Origin of the sequence: Pseudomonas putida (assembly GCF_028682175.1) — a bacterium.
In the GTDB taxonomy this organism is placed as follows: domain Bacteria; phylum Pseudomonadota; class Gammaproteobacteria; order Pseudomonadales; family Pseudomonadaceae; genus Aquipseudomonas; species Aquipseudomonas putida_AD.
The window spans coordinates 1-20,006 of the sequence record NZ_JANHKS010000073.1; the positions used below are offsets into that span (position 1 = coordinate 1).

The 20,006-nt window shown below is 60.1% G+C and carries 21 protein-coding genes; 17 read left to right on the forward strand and 4 right to left on the reverse strand.

Going from position 1 to position 20,006, the window contains the following annotated elements; genetic code table 11:
• Nucleotides 1–65: 65 nt before the first annotated feature.
• Nucleotides 66–671 carry a hypothetical protein gene (locus NPS29_RS27145; protein WP_274136510.1) on the reverse strand — a complete coding sequence of 202 codons (606 nt, stop codon included), beginning with the start codon at nucleotides 669–671 and terminating at the stop codon, nucleotides 66–68.
• 72 nt (nucleotides 672–743) lie between these two features.
• Nucleotides 744–1,199 carry a PAS domain-containing protein gene (locus tag NPS29_RS27150; RefSeq protein WP_274136511.1) on the reverse strand — a complete coding sequence of 152 codons (456 nt, stop codon included), beginning with the start codon at nucleotides 1,197–1,199 and terminating at the stop codon, nucleotides 744–746.
• A 105-nt stretch (nucleotides 1,200–1,304) separates the two neighbouring features.
• Between NPS29_RS27150 and NPS29_RS27155 the strand changes: the two genes are divergently transcribed.
• The 5 genes from NPS29_RS27155 (at nucleotide 1,305) to NPS29_RS27175 (ending at nucleotide 8,540) form a co-directional block, all read left to right on the forward strand.
• Entirely contained in the window at nucleotides 1,305–1,760 is a 456-nt protein-coding gene (locus NPS29_RS27155) for a flavodoxin (protein WP_274136512.1), read from the forward strand.
• Between the two features lie 193 nt (nucleotides 1,761–1,953).
• A complete protein-coding gene (locus tag NPS29_RS27160) occupies nucleotides 1,954–2,928 on the forward strand; it encodes an alpha/beta fold hydrolase (protein ID WP_274136513.1) in 975 nt (324 codons plus the stop codon).
• Between the two features lie 54 nt (nucleotides 2,929–2,982).
• Complete coding sequence (locus NPS29_RS27165) at nucleotides 2,983–3,894, forward strand: SDR family oxidoreductase (RefSeq protein WP_274136514.1); 912 nt, start codon at nucleotides 2,983–2,985, stop codon at nucleotides 3,892–3,894.
• 188 nt (nucleotides 3,895–4,082) lie between these two features.
• Nucleotides 4,083–4,607 carry a hypothetical protein gene (locus NPS29_RS27170; RefSeq protein WP_274136515.1) on the forward strand — a complete coding sequence of 175 codons (525 nt, stop codon included), beginning with the start codon at nucleotides 4,083–4,085 and terminating at the stop codon, nucleotides 4,605–4,607.
• Nucleotides 4,608–5,102: 495 nt separating this feature from the next.
• Entirely contained in the window at nucleotides 5,103–8,540 is a 3,438-nt protein-coding gene (locus tag NPS29_RS27175) for a dermonecrotic toxin domain-containing protein (RefSeq protein WP_274136516.1), read from the forward strand.
• Between the two features lie 26 nt (nucleotides 8,541–8,566).
• On the opposite strand, the gene NPS29_RS27180 is transcribed toward NPS29_RS27175, so the two are convergent.
• Complete coding sequence (locus tag NPS29_RS27180) at nucleotides 8,567–9,370, reverse strand: SirB1 family protein (RefSeq protein ID WP_274136517.1); 804 nt, start codon at nucleotides 9,368–9,370, stop codon at nucleotides 8,567–8,569.
• Nucleotides 9,371–9,575: 205 nt separating this feature from the next.
• Here NPS29_RS27180 and NPS29_RS27185 point away from each other — a divergent pair, with 205 nt between their 5' ends.
• The 11 genes from NPS29_RS27185 to NPS29_RS27235 all read left to right on the forward strand — a co-directional run bounded on the left by NPS29_RS27185 (nucleotide 9,576) and on the right by NPS29_RS27235 (nucleotide 18,774).
• The gene (locus NPS29_RS27185) at nucleotides 9,576–10,598 is read left to right on the forward strand and encodes a Glu/Leu/Phe/Val dehydrogenase family protein (RefSeq protein ID WP_274136518.1); all 1,023 of its coding nucleotides are present in this window, start codon (nucleotides 9,576–9,578) and stop codon (nucleotides 10,596–10,598) included.
• Nucleotides 10,599–10,695: 97 nt separating this feature from the next.
• Nucleotides 10,696–11,796, forward strand: a complete 1,101-nt coding sequence (gene pdhA / locus NPS29_RS27190; protein ID WP_274136519.1) for a pyruvate dehydrogenase (acetyl-transferring) E1 component subunit alpha — start codon at nucleotides 10,696–10,698, stop codon at nucleotides 11,794–11,796.
• Nucleotides 11,786–12,802, forward strand: coding sequence for an alpha-ketoacid dehydrogenase subunit beta (locus NPS29_RS27195; RefSeq protein ID WP_274136520.1), 1,017 nt, complete (start codon nucleotides 11,786–11,788; stop codon nucleotides 12,800–12,802). Before pdhA ends, NPS29_RS27195 begins: the two co-directional genes overlap by 11 nt.
• A gap of 18 nt (nucleotides 12,803–12,820) precedes the next feature.
• Nucleotides 12,821–13,933 (forward strand): dihydrolipoamide acetyltransferase family protein, encoded by a 1,113-nt coding sequence (locus tag NPS29_RS27200; protein ID WP_274136521.1) that lies wholly within the window; start codon nucleotides 12,821–12,823, stop codon nucleotides 13,931–13,933.
• Nucleotides 13,934–14,276: 343 nt separating this feature from the next.
• Nucleotides 14,277–14,552 (forward strand): DUF2282 domain-containing protein, encoded by a 276-nt coding sequence (locus NPS29_RS27205; protein ID WP_274136522.1) that lies wholly within the window; start codon nucleotides 14,277–14,279, stop codon nucleotides 14,550–14,552.
• A complete protein-coding gene (locus NPS29_RS27210; protein ID WP_274136523.1) occupies nucleotides 14,552–15,004 on the forward strand; it encodes a DoxX family protein in 453 nt (150 codons plus the stop codon). Before NPS29_RS27205 ends, NPS29_RS27210 begins: the two co-directional genes overlap by 1 nt.
• A gap of 38 nt (nucleotides 15,005–15,042) precedes the next feature.
• On the forward strand, nucleotides 15,043–15,819 hold the full coding sequence (locus NPS29_RS27215) for an alpha/beta fold hydrolase (protein WP_274136524.1): 777 nt from the start codon (nucleotides 15,043–15,045) through the stop codon (nucleotides 15,817–15,819).
• A 50-nt stretch (nucleotides 15,820–15,869) separates the two neighbouring features.
• Nucleotides 15,870–16,145, forward strand: a complete 276-nt coding sequence (locus tag NPS29_RS27220; protein WP_274136525.1) for a hypothetical protein — start codon at nucleotides 15,870–15,872, stop codon at nucleotides 16,143–16,145.
• 430 nt (nucleotides 16,146–16,575) lie between these two features.
• Nucleotides 16,576–17,418 (forward strand): DUF692 domain-containing protein, encoded by an 843-nt coding sequence (locus tag NPS29_RS27225; protein ID WP_274136527.1) that lies wholly within the window; start codon nucleotides 16,576–16,578, stop codon nucleotides 17,416–17,418.
• Nucleotides 17,415–18,158, forward strand: coding sequence for a DNA-binding domain-containing protein (locus NPS29_RS27230; protein WP_274136529.1), 744 nt, complete (start codon nucleotides 17,415–17,417; stop codon nucleotides 18,156–18,158). The genes NPS29_RS27225 and NPS29_RS27230 overlap by 4 nt, the downstream gene beginning before the upstream one ends.
• Nucleotides 18,159–18,189: 31 nt before the next feature.
• Nucleotides 18,190–18,774 (forward strand): alpha/beta fold hydrolase, encoded by a 585-nt coding sequence (locus tag NPS29_RS27235; protein ID WP_274136531.1) that lies wholly within the window; start codon nucleotides 18,190–18,192, stop codon nucleotides 18,772–18,774.
• 132 nt (nucleotides 18,775–18,906) lie between these two features.
• On the opposite strand, the gene NPS29_RS27240 is transcribed toward NPS29_RS27235, so the two are convergent.
• Complete coding sequence (locus tag NPS29_RS27240) at nucleotides 18,907–19,170, reverse strand: YebG family protein (RefSeq protein WP_274136533.1); 264 nt, start codon at nucleotides 19,168–19,170, stop codon at nucleotides 18,907–18,909.
• A 269-nt stretch (nucleotides 19,171–19,439) separates the two neighbouring features.
• Here NPS29_RS27240 and NPS29_RS27245 point away from each other — a divergent pair, with 269 nt between their 5' ends.
• Nucleotides 19,440–19,928, forward strand: a complete 489-nt coding sequence (locus NPS29_RS27245; RefSeq protein ID WP_274136535.1) for a phosphate-starvation-inducible protein PsiE — start codon at nucleotides 19,440–19,442, stop codon at nucleotides 19,926–19,928.
• Nucleotides 19,929–20,006: the final 78 nt, after the last annotated feature.

The following is a 20,006-nucleotide window of genomic DNA, read 5'->3' on the forward strand; positions in this document are numbered from 1 at the left end:
GATCTGGGGGCGATTGTACGGACGCCCCCGCCGGCAAGCCGTGCTGCTACGGGGTATCGTGTGGTTCAGAGGTGCATCGAAGGATGAATCTTGCGGTGTTCCTGCAGGATGTACTGGCGCAGGCGCTCGGTGTCTTCCTTGCTGTTCTGGCTCAGGCGATAGGCGGCCAGGCCTTGCTCGGTCAGGCGTTCGAAGGTGCCGCGCAGCGCGATGGGGGCCAGGCCGTTGGGGGTGAACCAGGCCGAGAAATACTTGGGCGGTTTGGTCTGCTTGCGGATTTCCAGCAGGATGCCCTTGAACGATATTTCATGGACCCACAGCGCTGTCAGCGAGCCCTTCTCGGTTTCCAGTGCCACTGGCTGCGGCAGAATCAGGCGCCACGGACGAATCCGCGGGCCCTCTTCGAAAATGCTCGGCGCACCCAGTTCCAGGTGCAGCGCGTGAAACTCGTCTTCGACCAGATGCAGCGGAAAGGTCATCTGCTGATTGTCGAATTGCGCCTGAATCGTCACTTGCTCATGGGCGGCCAGTCGCGTCAGCAGGTCCTGAATCTGTACTCCACCATTAACCACCAGGCTGCGCGACTTGTCGTGCACATTCAGCTTGGGGTTGTGCTGCATGTTCTGGATGAAGTCCAGCTCATCCTGCGTGAGGATATTGTCGCGCTGCATGGTCAAGCTCGATTAACCGGTTATTGAAAAAAGAGACAATAAATTCGTTTTTTGGTTGCTGCCGTTCGTCAGTTACAGGATTTTGCGCTTCAACGCCTCTATCTCAAGGCGAGCTTGCGCCAGTTCGGCCTGCAATTCGACAATTTTTTCCTGAGCCAGCACCTGCTCGGTCACGTCCTTTTGTATGCCGATGAAATACATCGAGTTCTCGGCATCGTTGAAAACCGGCGTGATCGACAGCTCATTCCAGAATGACGTCCCGTCCTTGCGATAGTTGCGCAGCACCTGACGGCAGGGCTCACCTGTTTCCAGGGCTTGGCGAATGACGCCTACCGCCGGCTGGTCGCGGTCCTCGGCCTGCAGAAAACGGCAGTCCTGATACAGGATTTCGTCGGCGCTGAAGCCCGTCAGGCGTTCGAACGCCTTGTTGGCATAGATGAGGATGTTATCGTCACCCTCGTGCTCGGCGACCACGATGCCGTCATTGGATACATCGACCATCAGCTGCATCAGTTTTGCGTTAATCATTACACGCTCCCGGGCAGCCATCGCAAAGCCAGCATTCTAAGACATTACGAGCGCCTCAGGCATAATGGCGCACTTTTTACTCAGCCATGGAATCAGGATTACAGCATGAAAGTCGCCATTGTTTCGGGCTCGGTGTACGGCTCGGCCGAAGAAGTTGCCCGACACGCTCAGCAGATCATCAAAGACGCCGGTCACGAGGTGTATTTCAATTCCCGCGCGACGCTGGCCGATCTGCAGGCCTTCGCGCCCGAGGCGTTGCTGGCCGTTACCTCGACGACGGGCCTGGGTGAGCTGCCCGACAACCTTCAGCCGCTGTACTCGCAGATCCGCGATGTGCTGCCTGGCGCATGGCGCGGCCTGCCGGGTGGCGTGATCGCTCTGGGCGATGCCAGTTACGGCGACACCTTCTGCGGCGGTGGCGAGCAGATGCGGGAACTGTTTCTGGAACTGGGCGTGCGCGAGGTGCAGGACATGCTGCGCCTGGACGCCAGCGAGACCGTCACTCCTGAAACCGACGCCGAGCCCTGGCTTGCCGATTTCGTCCAGCAATTGAGCGCCTGAACACACGCCGGCCTGTGATGCCCGCGCCAGAGCGCTGCGCCACAGGCTGACTCGCCGGGCCACTAAGGTGGCTGCCAAGGCAAGTTTCGCTTTCCCCACGGCTGGCTAGACTGCTGAACCATGAGAGCAGAATAACCGCCGGAGGGACGCCGATCGTGAAAGCCGATTTTTGCAAACCAGGAACTGCGCTGTAATGAGCCTGGCGGAAATCCCGCTGTGCGTCTGGCGCACCCGTGGGCATGACTTCGCGTTCAGGGGCCGGAACATCCGCTACTGGGCGGCGGGGCAAGGTGAGCCGTTGCTGCTCATCCACGGCTTTCCGACCGCCAGTTGGGACTGGCATTACCTGTGGCAGCCTCTGTCACGCCGTTATCGGGTCATCGCTTGCGACATGCTCGGTTTCGGCGATTCGGACAAACCCCGCGATCATGACTACAGCCTCATCGAGCAGGCGGATCTTCAACAGGCGTTGCTCGATCATCTTCAGGTGTCGCAACCGGTGCATGTACTGGCCCACGACTACGGCGACAGCGTTGCCCAGGAGTTGCTGGCCCGCCACGGCGAAGGCCGGTTCGACATGGCCAGTTGCGTATTTCTCAATGGCGGGTTGTTTCCGGAAACACACCGGGCGCTGTTCATCCAGAAGCTGCTGCTCAGCCCGCTGGGCTGGCTGATCGGCCGGATTTTTGACCGGTGCAGCCTGGACCGGGATTTCAGCCGCGTGTTCGGCCCCGATACCCGCCCCAGTGAAAGTGAGCTGGATGACTTCTGGAGCCTGATCGCCGCCGGCCAGGGGCATCACATTCTGTACCGCCTGGTCAGCTATATACCGGAGCGCCTTCGCCACCGGGAACGCTGGGTCCAGGCCATGCAGCACGGCCGGGTGCCGATGCGCTTCATCAATGGCGCGGGGGATCCGGTGTCCGGCCGGCACATGGTCGAACGTTATAGAGAGCTGGTGCCCGATCCCGACACCATCCTGATACCGGCCATCGGCCGCTATCCCCACATCGAGGCGCCCAACCTGGTGCTGCGCCTGTATGAAGAATTTCGCACCGGGCTTTACGGGCTGTTGCCGGTGGCCGCCACGTCTCGGGTCGTGCAGGACAGTGCTCCGGCCAATCATCCCTTTGCGTTATCGACCACCATTCAGAGCGGCTCGTGTTGATTGTGACCGGCCCGTGACTGACCGACACTCTCCTTCACAAATGGGGGAGAGCACATGAGCGAATCTGTACGTTTCGAAGATAAAGTCGTGATCGTCACGGGTGCCGGTGGCGGACTGGGTCGTGCCCACGCCTTGTTGTTCGCCCGCCACGGTGCGCGTGTGGTGGTCAACGACCTGGGTGGCTCAGCCCATGGCGAAGGCGCCAACGCCTCGGCGGCCGACCGCGTGGTGGCCGAAATTCGCGAGGCCGGCGGACAGGCCGTTGCCAACCATGACTCGGTGACCGACGGCGAGCGCATCGTGCAGCACGCGCTGGATGCGTTCGGTCGCATCGACGTGGTGGTCAACAATGCCGGGATCCTGCGTGACAAGAGCTTCGCAAAAATGGAGGACGCCGACTGGGACCTGGTCTACCGCGTTCACGTCGAAGGCGCCTACAAAGTCACCCGCGCCGCCTGGCCTCACCTGCGCGAACAGAACTATGGCCGGGTGATCTTCACCGCTTCCACGTCGGGCATCTACGGCAACTTCGGCCAGGCCAACTACGGCATGGCCAAGCTTGGGCTATATGGCCTGACCCGCACCCTGGCGCTGGAAGGGCGCAAGAACAACATCCTGGTCAACGCCATCGCCCCCACGGGAGGCACCCGCATGACCGAAGGCCTGATCCCTGCCAGCGTTTTCGAGTTGCTCAAGCCGGAACTGGTCAGCCCGTTAGTGGTGTATCTGGGCAGCGAACAGTGCCAGGACAGCGCCGGGCTGTACGAAGTTGGCGGCGGCTGGGTCGGAAAAGTGCGCTGGGAACGTAGCCTGGGCGCGGGATTCGATCCCCACGCTGGATTCACCCCTGAAGATGTTGCGGCGCAGTGGGGCGCCATCGGCGACTTCACCGACGCTGTTCATCCGGCGGATAACGTCGAAGCGCTGAAAGAGATGATGGCTAATTTGCAGCGCTTTAACGGCTGACGGGTTTGCCGCAGTTCCAGGCGGCCAGTTCGAGTGATCGGACTGGCCGTTTTTGTAGGATAGTTATTTGGCTGGTTGTAGGACTTGTCTCTTAGTTAAGCAATGATCCCGTCTTCACGGGTTTTGACTCAATACCGGTGATAACCGCCCGACACCTCGAAAGATGCATTCTGTCTTTTGGAGGTTTTATGATTGGTAATTTGAGTCAGGTGGAGAAGCGTCTGAAACTGTATCAGCCGCTCCCAGACAAGAAGTTTGAGGTCAAATCCGGCCTTGCTCCACGCGAGGAGGCAATCAAACAGCAAGTGCGGCAATATTGGTCGGACAAGACCATTGCCGATGTAAAAAAACTGGAAGGGCTCAATCTGGACCTGAGCGGTTTCGATCCCCGGCGCACGACAAATAGACAGTTGCTTGAGGTGACTGCTTTTTTAGCCGATCAGGGTTTGATCGACAGCGATCTTGCGCATTCCATATCCAGTATGGACATGCCGCTGGATGCACAGGGCAACCCCCTGACGCTGGACAGGGAAATTGACGCCTATGAATTCCTGGCGAGCAAACTGGCGTCGTTGAACAGGGAGTCTTTCAAAGACAATGAGCTAGCCAAGGGCGAACGGATAGAGGTCAATGCGGCGCTGGCTGTTTTGTTGGCGCTGGAGGGATACGCGAAAACACCAAGGGAAAAATCGATGGTCAATATTCGGGTTTAAGCTGGTGCGTGAGGCTTACTTGGATCTCAGGATTGGCTGCTCGGCACAGCGATATAACAAAGCCATCATGCGCCGGGATGACTTTCAATGATAAAAAAAGCCGCTGCAACAGCAGCGGCTAAACAAGACGTGAGATCCAGGAGCTAAAAATCTACGTCAGAAGCAATCGCAGTTTGTGTGAGAGCGTGGCTTTCACTTGTCAATCCTTAACTGCTTCGATGGCGTCATGATAGAGCGCAACACGACCGCAATACATCCCGCTTTCTGACATTGACTGTTACGGTTGTCGCAATAGTGGGAATGGTCGTCATAAAAGCAGGAAAATCGTTCTTTTCTTACGAGTTTTTCAGAAGCGCGGAAGCCACAATAGCAATATGTAGTGCAGTCGCGAACTGGCTCTGGTTTAGATTGAGCTGCATTCGGGTTGTCCACGTTTGGTTCCCTGTGACTGGATGTCATCAGGGGCGTGGGCAGCCATCAATGGAGCGGTAAATTATGTCAACTACATCTGTATCTGCTTACCCACGAAATAATGGTCGTTCTTCGGCTATACAAAATGCCGAAGCGGAAGGCGAGCTTGGGGCCATTATTGCGGAGCAGTTGCGTCAGGCACCAACGCTGCAACAAACCGCGCGGGAGGCGCTGGTTTTCTGGCTGACCCGTTGTACCCGCCACCCTAATCCGGACGCCATATTCATTCATCGTCAGGAGGTTGCTGGCGCTGCCATCAAGCCACTGTCTCTGACTCATGCACTGCTTCATGCATTTTTCGGTGATCGTTCCTACATCGATGACATGAGCGCCATCCTGTCCTGGCGAATGAACTCCACAGGGGTTCAGCATCAGCCCCGCGAGCTGGACATGGCGGCCCTCAAGACGGTGTTCCGTGACGCATTATCGCGACTGGCCGGCATGTTCAACTTTTCGCTCAACGGCTACTGGGAGGATGAAGAGCATGTGTTTCCCAGGATTCCGGGGGAGGGCGCCGTCACCGGTGAGCGACATGAAATCCTGGCCGGGGTCCAGCAACGCATTTTCGATCACGCCATCCGGGGTGGCGTCAATGCAAAACAGCTGACGGTCCAGGACGAGAATCTGCTGAGTGATGCAATGAGCGGTGTCACACAGAACGTTTTCTCGGTAGCCCTTCAGACAGCCGAGGGAGAGCGGTTCCCATTGGGCGGCGTATTCGTCGTGAGCGGTGATGGAATGGACCTTGCCACCAGATCCGGGCGTGACACCGACACTTGCGTCTACATGGTGTCTCCTGGCTTGGGGGTCGAGAAGTTCGATACGTTGAAGGGTCTGCAGGATTCCTTGCGCCGGCGACTGGACCAGGAGCGTTCCGCCGATCAGGTAACCAGCAATCTGTCTCTGGAGCACCAGGTGCGCGTAGAACGAATGGCCCTGTCGACCTTGCGGCTGGATTTCAAGCGTCTGTCTGATAAACCTGCCTGGCGCCTGATTGCTGATCTGCGCCAAAAACAGCTCGATGACATCGAGTACCTGTCGGATCAGGCTCGTCACAATACCGATGATCTGGGCGCGATGTTGCGCCTGTTCGACGATGCCAGCCAGTCAGCTGACATGATCGATCTGCTGGGTACCCGCTACATTCGCCTGCTGCAGTTCATCGACAGCCAATCCCGGCCTGACTGGCTCAAATGGGCGCAGCGCGATGATGTACGGCGATATGAGGAGCTGAAAGCTGAACGCGATCTATGTGAAACCGCTGTCAGGAAACTGACCCAGGGCGTTGATTCCTTCGAGCAGTACGCGCGCGACGAGATCGAAGCCTGGTTGGAGGCCTTTTTGGGGTACACCCCGGATCCACAGCGCGTGATGGTGAACATACCTGACCGCATTGCTTTAGGCACAGGGCCGCTTGAGACGACGTATAGCCGGTCACTCCTGCACTTTGCAATGAATGGCCTGCCCAGCATCGACTCCAGGAGCAGGCCCGGCATCAAGGTCGATCCTGCGATGAGTCACCCTGATCTGGATTTCGATTTCGTCGAGCGCCTCGTCGGCACGCTTGATTTGGGTGAACGTCATGTTCAGGAGGTCCAGCGTCGGTATTACAGCCCAGCCATGCGCAAGGCAATGGTTGCCTTGCAGGCCAGCGAACTGGGACTGAGCCTGTTGCTGGCAAGGCTGCAGGGGCACCTGTCCGGTCGTGGAGTAGCCCTGATCGAACAGGCACTTTCCGGTTCCAGCCAGTCCCTGCAATCAGGCTCTTTGTTCCTCAAAAGTGGAAGCCGTCGGTTCGAGGATGTGCTGGTCCTGCGTGCAACCGACGCAGAAGGAGAGCTGTATGTGTTGTATGCGCCGGGCTTGCCGGGTGGTCGGAGTCTTTTCGATTTCTCGACCTGGCGGCAACTGTCCCAGGAAGTCGGTGGCTGGATGGCCAAAGCGCCAGGAGCCCAGTATCTGCTGGATCAGGTAGGGGGCGGGGCGGATCAGGATCTTTCGGTGTATGTCGAGAGCATTCGGCTCAAGCCCGTCAAATGGGAACCCGACAGCGTCATATTTGCGAAGCGCGACACTGACTCGTTCGATGAGACTCTGGGGCGTTTCTATCAGCACAAGGTTGAGCGGATACTGGAACGCGGAGTGAATGCCGTGGGCAGTTCAGGGCAGAATCCTGCGCCCTCTCGCGATACTGAAGCCGTTACGCAGGGTTATAGAATCGCGGCGCTGGAAAATGCCTACAAGACTTACGAGATCGTGTCGTGGAGAGTCGCCGCCCGCCGGGAATGCATGCGGTTGATCGACGCTCACTTGAAGGCGAGCGGCATACCGGGTCAAATTGATCCGGATACGGTTTATTGCGACCTGAAGGGTGAGCAGGATGGCATGGGTCTCGATCTGGGCCGCTACAGCGCTCTCAAGTGCCTGACTGATCTTTTCATGGCGGGCTACTCCAACGAAGACTATGAATTCCACACCGGCGCCGTGCTTCATTCCTCGATCGGTCAGGATATTTCCGGCTTGTCCGCCTCGTTCATCGACAGCATGATTCGCGGGTCGGATTATGCCGACGACTACATCAAGCAGTTGCGCGCTCATCAGTGGAGTCTGACGAACAGGCCTCCCAAACGTGCGCTGGAGTTGTTCAGCCGCAAGATGCATTACGAGATGATTCGTGACGCAAAGATCTCCCTTTCACGCGGGCATATCACCCCTCAGGAATACAATTGGCTGATCAAGGAAATCGGCAGTCATGATGACAGCAGCAAACCCGTTCAGGTAGTCGACGGCACTCTTCACCCGTTGCTGATGGAATATGTGCATATACGCGACGTACATCTGTTCAAGCCAAACAGTGGCCGCAGCCATCTGCGCACGCTTGCCTATACGCCGAAAGCGCCAGACGGTTATCTGTTTCGTCCCGAACAGGACATCGTCACGTCGGTGCAGCGCCCAGGCATGCCGCAGTATTACTACGACAAGGCTACTTACAGCAGACAGCGCATCATCGGCACCTTGATGCAGAAGCTTGAAGTTTCCCCAATAGTTGATGGCCAACCCTATGCCGTGCGTTTGGGTGAAGCTATCCGTTCGTACCAGTCGGTTCACAGTACGATGATCAATCTGCTGATCGTCGATATCGATAGCCAGACGCAAAGTAAAACCGAGCGTCGCATGTTGAAAACCTACGACTTTGTGCGCAAGTACGGGGGCGAGATTGCCGACCTTCATCCGCTTACTTCTGCCATGTGGCATGCGTTCCATGCTGGCGTCGATCTGTTCAGGGGCATTTATGCCTATCAGGAGGGCGACCGTACTCGCGCCCGGGACTTTTTCATATCGGCCGCGAAAGAAGCGTTCAAGACCGCCAAAAAAGTCCGGAAACTTCGCAAGAAAGAAAAGAGCAAGCGCCTCAAACCACGGAATTTGCCTTCGCTGTCGGATCTTCAAGCGATTGCCTGAAACCTGAAGCTATCACCGCTGGTGACTCAATGAATCGCCCGACCCGACGGCAGTTGCACCAGCCGCTGGGTCAACCTGATCCGCTGAACCGGATCATCACTCAATAACAACGCATGCTCCAGGTCGAATCGTTCGGCCTGCGGGCATTCCAGATGCTGGTACAGGCTGGCGCGGGCGAGGTAATCGCTGGTGTTGGCCTGGCCCAGTTCCAGTACCCGGTTGGCATCCTTGAGGGAGGCCATGAAATCATCGTTGATCTGGTGCAGATGCCGCAGGTTGCGCGACAGGCGCTGGATCATCGCGACCGGCGTTGCCGTGACCATGTGCTCGGCCTTGAGCGCAATATCCGGGCCGAACTGGCGCAGCAGTAATTCCCGGCAGTCCTTGGGGTAGAGCCTGCGGCCATCGCAAGGGTCCAGCGTGTGATCGGCTCCTGGCACGCGCAGCAGAAAATGCCCGGGAAAGTTCACCCCCTCCAGCGGAATCTCCAGGCGCCTGGCCAGCTCAAGCGCGACCAGTGCCAGCCCCAGTGGCTGACCGCGCCTGCGCTCGACGATCTTGTGCAGCAATGCGACCTGCGGTTTGGGCTGCGCCACGTCGTCCTGCTGAAAGCCGATCGTCGCCATCTGGCGCAGCAAAGGCTGGGCGAGCTCGGCAGCCGGGATCAGGGGCAGGGCGGCGCTGATGCGACGCTGCAGTTCTGCGAGCAGTTCCCGGGTTTGCCCCAGGTCCACCCCGGCGTCGTGTTCCAGAGATATCCACAGGGCAGCCTCGAACGTCGAGGGCGGGGTGCGTTGCAGGCATTCGAGACAATGTTGGCGCGGGTTCATCGGCTTCTCCGGTCGGATCGGGCGTCTGACTTCAGGCTGACGATGCTCCCGTTTTAGCGCTGCGGGCAAGGTTCGTCCAGCGCCGATTGTTGCAGGGTGCGTTCTGCGTCGGCGTTGCAGGCAGGTTGTCAGGATCTGCCCAACGAAGCCGTCGATTTTTCTGCCAGCGCCTATACTCGCAGAACAAAAACCGGGAGCACTGCCTATGTTCGCTCTCATGCAAAGTTCACGTGTTCAATCGCTGCACCTGATCGTCGATTCGCACACCTGCCTCAAAGCCGTGATCGCGATTCACAGCAGCCAGAAAGGTCCGGCTCTGGGTGGCTGTCGCTATCTTTCCTATCCGAATGAAGAGAGCGCTATAGAAGACGCTATTCAGTTGGCCAGGAACATGAGCTACAAGGCTGTGCTGGCTGGCTTGTCGCTGGGCGGCGGGACGGCGGTCATCCTGCGTCCGGCCCACGTGCCGGATCGCGCGGCGCTGTTCGAGGCATTCGGACGCTTCGTCGAAACCCTGGATGGCCGTTACATCACGGCCATGGACAGTGGCACCTCGATAGAAGACATGGACTGCATCGCCCAATACACCCAGCACGTCACCAGCACCACCAACACCGGCGATCCGGCAGCCCATACCGCGTTGGGGCTGTATGCGGGGATTCGCGCCACGGCCATGGCCCGGCTGGGCAGCGACAATCTCGAAGGGCTGCGAGTGGCCATCCAGGGCCTGGGGCATGTGGGTTATGCCCTGGCCGAGCAACTGCATTCGGCAGGTGCAGAGTTGCTGGTGGCGGACCTGGACAGCGGCAAGGTGCAACTGGCCATGGAACAGATGGGCGCCAAGCCCGTCGCCAGCGAAGCCTTGCTCAGCACCGCTTGCGACATTCTCGCGCCTTGCGGGCTGGGCGGCGTGCTCAACAGTCACAGCGTGACCAAACTGCGCTGCGCGGCCGTGGCGGGCGGCGCCAACAATCAATTGAGTTGCGCGGCCATCGCCGATCAGCTCGAAGCCCGCGGCATCCTCTACGCTCCCGATTACGTCATCAATTCAGGGGGATTGATCTACCTGGCGCTGCAACATCAAGGAGAAAACCAGAACACCATCACCGCACATCTGTCCCAGATAGGAACACGGCTGACTGAAGTATTTGCCCATGCCCAGGCCGAGAAGCGCTCACCCGCGCGGGTAGCCGATGCATTGGCAGAACGCCTGTTGAACCTCGAATAAGCGCCTTACCGGCGCGATTCGAACGAAGCTTTCGACCACAAGTCGCAAAGCCAAGACCATCACGCGCCACGACGAGGGCGCGTGTCAGGAGTGTGCAATGTCCAATAACAAGATCGATCTTGCGTACACCCGTTATCTGTCCCCGGACGGTCAACTGACCGGCGAACTTCCCCAGTGGGCCGATGACTTCAACCTCCTCACCCGCCTTTACCGACAAATGGTCCTGACCCGGCTTTTCGACCAGAAAGCCGTGGCACTGCAACGCACCGGCCGCATCGGCACCTACGCACCCACCCTCGGCCAGGAAGCCATTGGCGTTGCCATCGGCAGCCTGATGCACCCCGAAGACGTGCTGATTCCCTATTACCGCGACACTGCCGTGCAACTGATGCGCGGGGTGCGCATGGAAGAAATCCTGCTGTACTGGGGCGGCGACGAACGCGGCAGTGACTATGCCGAGCCTGCCGTGGCCCAGGACTTTCCGTTGTGCGTGCCCATTGCGACCCAGGCGCTGCATGCCTGCGGGGTGGCCAGCGCGTTCAAGATCCGGGGCGAGCATCGCGTGGCCGTGACCACCTGCGGCGACGGTGCGACCAGCAAGGGCGATTTTCTCGAAGCCCTGAACGTGGCGGGTGCCTGGCAATTGCCGGTGGTGTTCGTCATCAACAATAACCAGTGGGCGATCTCCGTGCCCCGGCGCATCCAGTGCGGCGCCCCGACCCTGGCGCAGAAGGCCGTCGGCGCGGGCTTTCATGGCGAACAGGTGGACGGCAACGACATCCTTGCTGTGTATGACCGCATGCAGGTGGCGCTGGAACGGGCGCGCAAGGGCAAGGGCCCGGTGTTGCTGGAATGCATCAGCTACCGGCTGGGGGATCACACCACCGCCGACGACGCCACCCGTTATCGGCCCGCCGATGAGGTCAAGCAGGCTTGGCAGGAGGAACCGATCAAGCGGCTGCAGTCATTCATGGCTGCCCAGGGCGTGTGGGACGAGGGCCGGGAGCAGGCCTTGATCGCCGAATGCCAGGGCCTGGTCCAGCAGTCTGTGGATAACTTCGAGAACGCCGGCAACCAGGCGCCCGAGTCGGTCATCGACCATGTCTATGCGAAATGGCCAGCGCCGTTGGCCGATCAGCGCGAGTGGTTCCTTGAGCGTGTGGCCCGTCGTAATGGAGGTGCTGGTCATGGCGAATGATCTGTCCACGGACAAGCCTGCTGTAGATAAAAAAGTCAGCCTGCTCGAAGCGGTCAACCTGGCGATGCACCGCGCCATGAGCGAGGACGAGAACGTCGTGGTGCTGGGCGAGGATGTCGGCGTCAACGGCGGCGTGTTCCGCGCCACCCAGGGTCTGCGCGACACTTTTGGTTTCAAACGAGTGATCGACTCGCCACTGGCTGAAACAATGCTCGGCGGGCTGGTCATCGGCATGGCGGCCCAGGGGCTGAAACCTGTGGTGGAAATCCAGTTCATGGGCTTCATCTACGCCGCGATGGAACACCTGGTGTCCCACGCTGCACGCATGCGCAATCGCACCCGGGGGCGCCTGAGTTGCCCGATGGTCATGCGTTCGCCCATGGGCGCGGGGATTCGCGCGCCCGAACACCACAGCGAAAGTACCGAAGCGATGTTCGCCCATGTACCGGGGTTGCGCGTGGTGATTCCTTCCTCGCCGGCCCGCGCCTATGGCCTGCTGCTGGCAGCCATCGACGATCCTGACCCTGTGATCTTTCTCGAACCCACTCGCCTCTATCGCATGAACCCGCAAACCCTCGTCGACGATGGCAAACGCCTGCCGCTGGACACCTGCTTTACCCTGCGCGAAGGCAGTGACATCACCCTCATCAGTTGGGGCGCCAGCGTTCACGAAACCTTGCAGGCTGCCAACGCGCTTGCCGAGCAGGGCGTGTCGGCGGAGGTGATCGACGTGGCCTGCGTCAAACCGCTGGACCTGGACACCCTCGAAGCGTCAGTGCGCAAGACCGGGCGTTGCGTGATCGTCCACGAAGCGCCACGTTCCGGCGGCCTGGGCGGGGAGATCGCCGCCAGCCTCTACGAGCGTGCGCTGCTGGATTTGCAGGCGCCGATCCAGCGGGTCACCGCGCCGGACATTCCGCCGCCGCTCTATCGCCTGGAGCAGCTGTACATTCCCAGCGTCGAAGACATCCTTCACGCCTGTGACACTGTCCTGAATTACGCCTGACGGCCGAGGAGGCTTGCGATGAAATATTTCAAACTGCCCGACCTGGGCGAAGGCTTGCAGGAAGCGGAAATCGTCGAGTGGCACGTCAAGGCGGGGGACACGGTAAAGGCCGACCAGTTGGTGGTGTCGGTCGAGACGGCCAAGGCCATCGTCGACATTCCTGCGCCCTATGACGGTGTGGTGGCGAAGGTCTACGGTGGCGATGGCGACATTCTTCACGTGGGCGAACCCTTGATGGCATTTGAAGGCGAGGGCGATGCGGGGACAGTCGTCGGGCGCCTGGAAGGGGGCGGCAGCAGTCAGGACGATCAGTTTTTCGTCGGCGCCGCGCCGTCCACCCGTGAACACCTCTCGACCCGAGCTACCCCAGCGGTACGGCAACTGGCGCGGCAACTGGGTGTCGACCTCAACGCCTTGAGCGGTTCGGGCAGCGACGGCTTGATAACCCGCGCCGATGTGGAAAGCGCCTCCCAGGCCGAGCGCGACAAGTTCGGCGGCGAAAAACTGCGCGGCGTACGCCGCAGCATGGCGCTGAACATGGCCAAGTCCCACGCCGAAGTGGTGCCCGTGACGATTTTCGGCGATGCCGATTTGCATCGCTGGGGAGTCGCCCGTGATCCGCTGATTCGCATCGGCAAGGCCATGGCTGCGGCGTGCAAGGTCGAGCCGGTGCTCAACAGCTGGTTCGACGGCAAGTCGCTGTCGATCAAGCACCACGAGAAGCTGGATCTGGGTATCGCCGTCGATACCCCGGACGGTCTGTTCGTGCCAGTGCTGCGCGACGTCGGCAATCGCCATGCAGCGGATTTGAAAGAAGGCCTCAACTGCCTGCGCGCCGACGTCAAGGCCCGCTCGATTCCGCCCAAGGAAATGATGGGCGCCACCATCACCCTGTCCAACTTCGGCACCCTGTTCGGCCGCTACGCCAACCCCATCGTTGTACCGCCGCAGGTAGCGATCATCGGCGCAGGGGGCATTCGTCAGGAACCGGTGGCCATGGACGGGCAAGTGGTCATCCACCCGATCCTGCCGCTGTCATTGACCTTCGATCACAGGGCGGTGACAGGAGGCGAGGCCGCGCGGTTCTTCAAGGCGTTGGTGGAGGAGCTGGAAAAACCTGAATCCACCTGACTGAAACATGACTGATCGTGCCCACGCTCCGCGTGGGCATGCAGCCCAGGACGCTCCGCGTCCGGTGACGCGGAGCGTCACGTGAGCCATTCCCACGCAGAGCGTGGGAACGATCAACAGTCTCGTGTTTCTGCCCAATCGGTTTTATTCCATTCGAATTTGTATCGGACTGTGTACAGGTCCACTCGAGATACATCTGCTAAGGCTTCTGCCCAAACCGCGACACAGACCAGATACAGCCCCACGTTTAAATCTGCTCACCGAAACGCAACACCGGTTTCAACCCTGAAACCTCACAAGGGTGCCGGTTCGGACCCCTTTTTCGATGAGCAGGAGATAAACGATGAACACCAAATACGCCGCCCTCGCTGCAACCCTGGCCCTGTCGCTGACCGCTCTGGCGGGCACTGCTTCGGCTGCCGACCAGGCAACCCCAAAAGAGAAATGCTACGGCGTGGCCCTGGCCGGTCAGAACGATTGTGCCGCAGGCCCGGGCACTTCGTGCGCCGCGACCTCCAGCGCTGACTATCAGGGCAACGCCTGGGTGCTGGTCGATAAAGGCACCTGCACCACCATCAAGACGCCCAAGGGCTTCGGCTCGCTGACGGAACAGAAGTGATGCGCGGCGCGATTCTGGCGCCTGCGCTGCGGGCGGCCATGCCCAGCTTCCTGTTGCTGGTCGCGCGGTTGGGCATCGCTTCGGTGTTCTTCCTGTCGGGCCGCACCAAGGTCACGGGGCTGCTGACACTCAAGCCATCGACCTTTCAGTTGTTCCAGTACGAGTACGCGTTACCGGTGTTGCCGACGGAACTCGCGGCTTACCTGGCCACGTACGCAGAGCACCTGTTTCCGGTTCTGCTGGTGCTGGGGCTCGTCACCCGGCCCGCTGCGGCGGCGCTGTTGGGCATGACGGCGGTGATCGAGATTTTCGTTTACCCCGATGCCTGGCCGACGCACCTGACCTGGGCGGCTCTGCTGCTGCCGCTGGTGGTGTACGGCGCGGTCGCTGGTCGCTGGATGAAGTGTTTTTTGGACGGTTTCGCACGGTCCTTCGCTGAACAACAACCCTGAAACATGAGCGGGGCCGCACAGGCCCCTGGAGAGTCAACATGCGTACAGTTTCCAAACTCGCCCTGGGCATCATGGCGGTGGCTGCCCCTCTGCTGGTGTCTGCGCAGGCCTCTGCCGCTGCACCGGTTGCGCCGACCGGCGCGAAAAACATCGTGATCGTGCACGGCTCGTTCGTGGACGGTTCGGGCTGGCGAGTGGTGCACGACATCCTGATTCACAAGGGCTACAAGGTCACCGTGGTGCAGCAGCCTGCGACCAATCTGGATGCCGACGTGGCCGCGACCCGGGAAATTCTCGACCAGCAGGTCGGCCCGGTGGTGCTGGTCGGGCACAGCTCCGGTGGCGGCGTGATCAGCGCGGCCGGTGTTCGTGACAAGGTCAAGGCGCTGGTTTATGTCGCCGCGTTGCAGCCGGAAGTGGGCGAAAGCATGGGCCAGTTGATTGCCTCGATGCCGTCGCCAAGCGATGACATTCGTCCGACCCGCGACGGTCACCTGTTCTTCGACCGCGCCAAGTTCGCCACCGATTTCGCCGGTGACCTGACCACCAACCGCACCGATTTCATGGCCGCGTCCCAGCCTGCCGCCACCACCGCCACCTTTGGCGTTCAGGCCTGGGCAGCTGCCTGGCACAACAAGCCGACTTACGCAATTGTCGCCACCGAAGACCACGCCCTGAGCCCTGACCTGCAGCGCTGGATGTACAAACGTGCGGGCTCCAAGGTCACCGAAATCAAGGCCAGCCACGCGGTGTACATCTCGCAGCCTGAGGCCGTGGCCCAGGTCATCGAAGACGCGGCACTGGCCGTCAAATAACCCTCAGCTAACAACCTTTTGATTCATCCCGACCGCAATTGGAGAACACCATGAACGTATCGACCAAATCCCGTTTCAGCATCGCCACCGCCGCCGCCCTGATCGCTCTGGCTTCGGCTTCCTTCAGCGTTGGCGCTTCGGCTGCCGATGCCAGCGCCGAGAAACCAGGCCGTTGCTACGGCGTGAACAACTGCAAGGGCGAAAGCCTGTGCGCCACCGCCAAGAACGACTGCAAAGGCCTGAACAGCTGCAAGGGCCAGGGCGTGATCGTCAAGACCCCGTCCGAATGCCTCAAGGCTGGCGGCACCCTGACCGAGCCTAAATAAGCCCGATCAACCAGGCCCGCCCTCCCGTTGCAAAGCGGGAGGGCGGGCTTTTGCGTTGTGAACAATGAGGCGAGACGCCCATCTTGGGACCTCCCACGCCCCGTAGCAGCCGGGCTTGCCCGCGGGTCGATCTCAAGGCCGCCCCCGCCGGCAAGCCGTGCTGCTACGGGGCTGCGGTGAAACGTGCATTCTGCGAACACACAGGTCCCGTAGCAGTCCGGCTCGCCGGCGTCGGCGGCCTTGAAATCGCTGACGCCGGCAAGCCGGACTGCTACATCGGGATGAGATGAATGAGGTTGGGTTTTGTATCGGAATGTATATCGCCCCGGCGCAGATACATCGGGCCACGCTTCATTCGCCGCGCGACACAGAGGAGATACAGCAGGGCGGTTAAATCTGCCCATCGATACATTTCAGCGGAGAACGCAAAATGACAGCAGCTTTTTCAGGTTACGGGCTGGGCCTGCGTCGGGAGCATTACAAGGATTTTCTGGAAAGCGACGTGCCGGTGGATTTCGTCGAAGTCATTTCCGAAAACTTCATGGTCGATGGCGGTCAGCCACGGGACATCCTGCGTCGGGTGCGCGAGCGTCATCCGGTCGTCCTGCATGGTGTTTCCATGTCCATCGGCTCGGCTGACGGCCTCAATCCGGCCTACCTCAAGCGCCTGCGCAATCTGGTGGATGAGGTACAACCGCTGTTCGTCTCCGATCACCTGAGCTGGTCACGCATTGGCGGTTTCAACTCCCATGACCTGCTGCCGGTGCCCTACACCCACGAAGCGCTGGATCGCGTGTGCGCGAACATATCCCAGGCCCAGGACGCGCTCGGCCGGACCATGCTGTTCGAAAACCCGTCCAGCTACCTGAGCTTCCCCGACGCGGCCATGACCGAGTGGGAATTCATCGCCGAGATGTCCCGCCGCACCGGCTGCGAACTGCTGCTGGACGTCAATAACGTGTTCGTCAGCGCCAGCAACCACGGCTTCGATGCGCTGGCGTATCTCGATGGTATTCCCGCCGAGCGCGTGCGGCAGATTCATCTGGCTGGCCATACCCAGGGCCCGGACCTGTTGATCGACACCCACGACAGCCCAGTCTGCCCGGATGTCTGGCAGTTGTACGCCAAGGCCATTTCGCTACTGGGTCCGGTCGCCACCATGATCGAGCGCGATGACGACATTCCTCCCCTGGCCGAACTGCTGGATGAGTTGTCCATAGCACGCCAGCTGGGTACGGCAGAAGCTCGCCGCCGTGCAGGAGAAGTCGCATGAAGCTTGCCGACCTGCAGCGCGATTTCCAGTCCTGGCTGGTGGACGCCTCGGAAGATGCAGCCGATCGCTTGAGCGTGCATGCCGCCGCAGGCCTTGCGGTCTACCAGAACAACTACCGCACTCAACTCGTCAATTGCCTGAAACACAGCTTCCCGCTGTTGCAGAAATGGCTGGGTGAAGAAGAGTTTCGCAACGCTGCCATCGCCCACATCGAGAAATATCCGCCCCATGCCTGGACGCTCGATGCCTACGCCGAGGACTTCGAACAGACGTTGCGCGAACGCTTCCCCGACAACCCGGACATCCATGAACTGGCCTGGATCGAGCTGGCACTGGGTGAGGCGTTCGTCGCACGGGATGCCCAGCCCCTGACGCTGGATGCGCTGGCCACCGTCGATTGGGATAACGCCAGCCTGCGTTTCACACCGTCACTGCGCGTGCATGTGATGACCACCAACGTCGAAGCGATCTGGAGTGCCTTGTGCGAGGAGCGCACGCCGCCCGAGAGCGAAATGCTTGCCGAGGCGGGTGGACTGCTCGTCTGGCGTCGGCAGTTCACCTCAAGGTTGCGTGAAATCGACGGGCTGGAATACGCCGCGCTCGATCAGCTTCAGCGCAATGGCAGTTTCGCGGATCTGTGCGAAATGCTGGTGGCGCGGCTGGGCGAACAGGACGGCGTGGCGAAGGTCGGCAGCCTGCTGGCCGGCTGGCTTGGCAGCGAGCTGATTGTCGGCGTCTGACCCTTTTTACAATCCCGGGAATGCATTAACCATGTCTGGATTCACACTCAATCGTCGGCACTTTCTGACTTATTCTGCGGCGAGTGTCGCAGCCTTGGCACTCGCTGATCTTACGCCCGTGTTTGCTGCGTCCGAGCCCGCTGCCTCTGGCAGCACTCTGGGGCCGGTTCAGCAAGTCAGCACTGACGTGCTCGACATCGGCTACGTCGAAGCCGGGCCGGAAGATGGTCGGGCGGTGATTCTGCTGCATGGCGCGGCCTACGACATTCAAAGCTTCGCCGAAGTGGTGCCTCTTCTGGTTGCACAGGGAATGCGGGTGGTGGTGCCGTATCTGCGTGGTCACGGCAGTACCAGAGTGCTGGAGGAGCAGGCGCCCGGCACTGAGGAGCAGAGTGCCCTGGGCCAGGACGTGATCGACTTGATGAACGCCTTGCACATTCCCGAAGCGGTACTGGCCGGCTTTCAGGAAGGCGGTCGGGCGGCGAGCCTGGCCGAGGTGCTCAAGCCCACCCGCTGCGTGGGACTGATGGCGGCCAACTACCTACCCCAGGAAAAGCCCCGCGCCTTCGCCGAGATCGTGGTAAGCCTGGTGCAGAACGGACGCTGGCGCACGTAACGTAGCAGCACGGAACCGAGGTCATACATGGATCCCGCAAACACTAAAAACCTGTAGCAGCCGGGCTTGCCCGCGGGTCGATCCTGAGGACGCCACCGCCGGCAAGCCGTGCTGCTACGGAATTTGCGCGATTCACTCTGTGGCGTCACCGCTCAGCAATTCATTCAGCGCATCCGGCTGATTCTTGAACGCGCGGGCGAAGACGTCGCGGTTCTTGGCCATGTAGATACCCGCTTCTTCAACCTGGGTTTCGGACAGCGAAGGCACTGCCTTGCTCAGGACACTGGACAGCAACTCGGCGAGTTCGAGCATCTTGTCATGACGATCAGCTTCGGCTTTATCCATGAACAAGCGCTCCAGATCCCGGCTGCTGCGGTATACCACTTCGACGGCCATTTACCACCTCATATGCCTTCAAGAAAGTAACCTTTGATAGCTACTGTGTTTATATACAGTGCAAAGCATAAGGCAATCGCCGCTGCCTGAATAGTGGCAATTCACATTCATTTACAGCTTCCCTGCGCTGCCTTGCGACAACCGGTCGCGTTCTCAACCATAGCCCATGGCCCCTTTAATGCTTGGGTTTTGCGCAGGCAACGTTGCGCAAACAAAAGCGTCACCCGCGTGCGGCATCATTCTTTTCGGGCTATTCAAGGAAGTACATCGTGAAAATCAATTGGGCCGAGTCCCTGCGTCAGCGCGTCCACACCTGCGCCGAGTCTCTGGGCAACCTGTTCGTCGAGACCTTCCACTACCTGGCGCTGTTCGCCATCGGTGCCGTGACGGCATGGGCGGCGGTGATGGCGTTCCTGGGGATGCTGGAGAAGGGTCATATCACGGTGGACGACATCCTGCTGCTGTTCATCTACCTGGAATTGGGCGCGATGGTGGGGATCTATTTCAAGACCAACCACATGCCGGTGCGTTTCCTGATCTACGTGGCGATCACCGCGTTGACCCGCTTGCTGATCTCCGACGTGTCGCACCATGCGCCGCCGGACCTGGGCGTGGTGTACCTCAGCGGTGCGATTCTGCTGCTGGCGTTCGCGATTCTGGTGGTGCGTTACGCCTCGTCACAATTTCCTTCGGTAAAGGTGCCGGATCCGCACAGCAACAAGAAGGGTGCGGTGATCGAGGAGAAGGGCGAGATTTAAAACGCGATCCACCGCAATCCCGTAGCAGCACGGCTTGCCGGCGGGGGCGTCCTCAAGATCGCCCCCAGATCGGAAGAG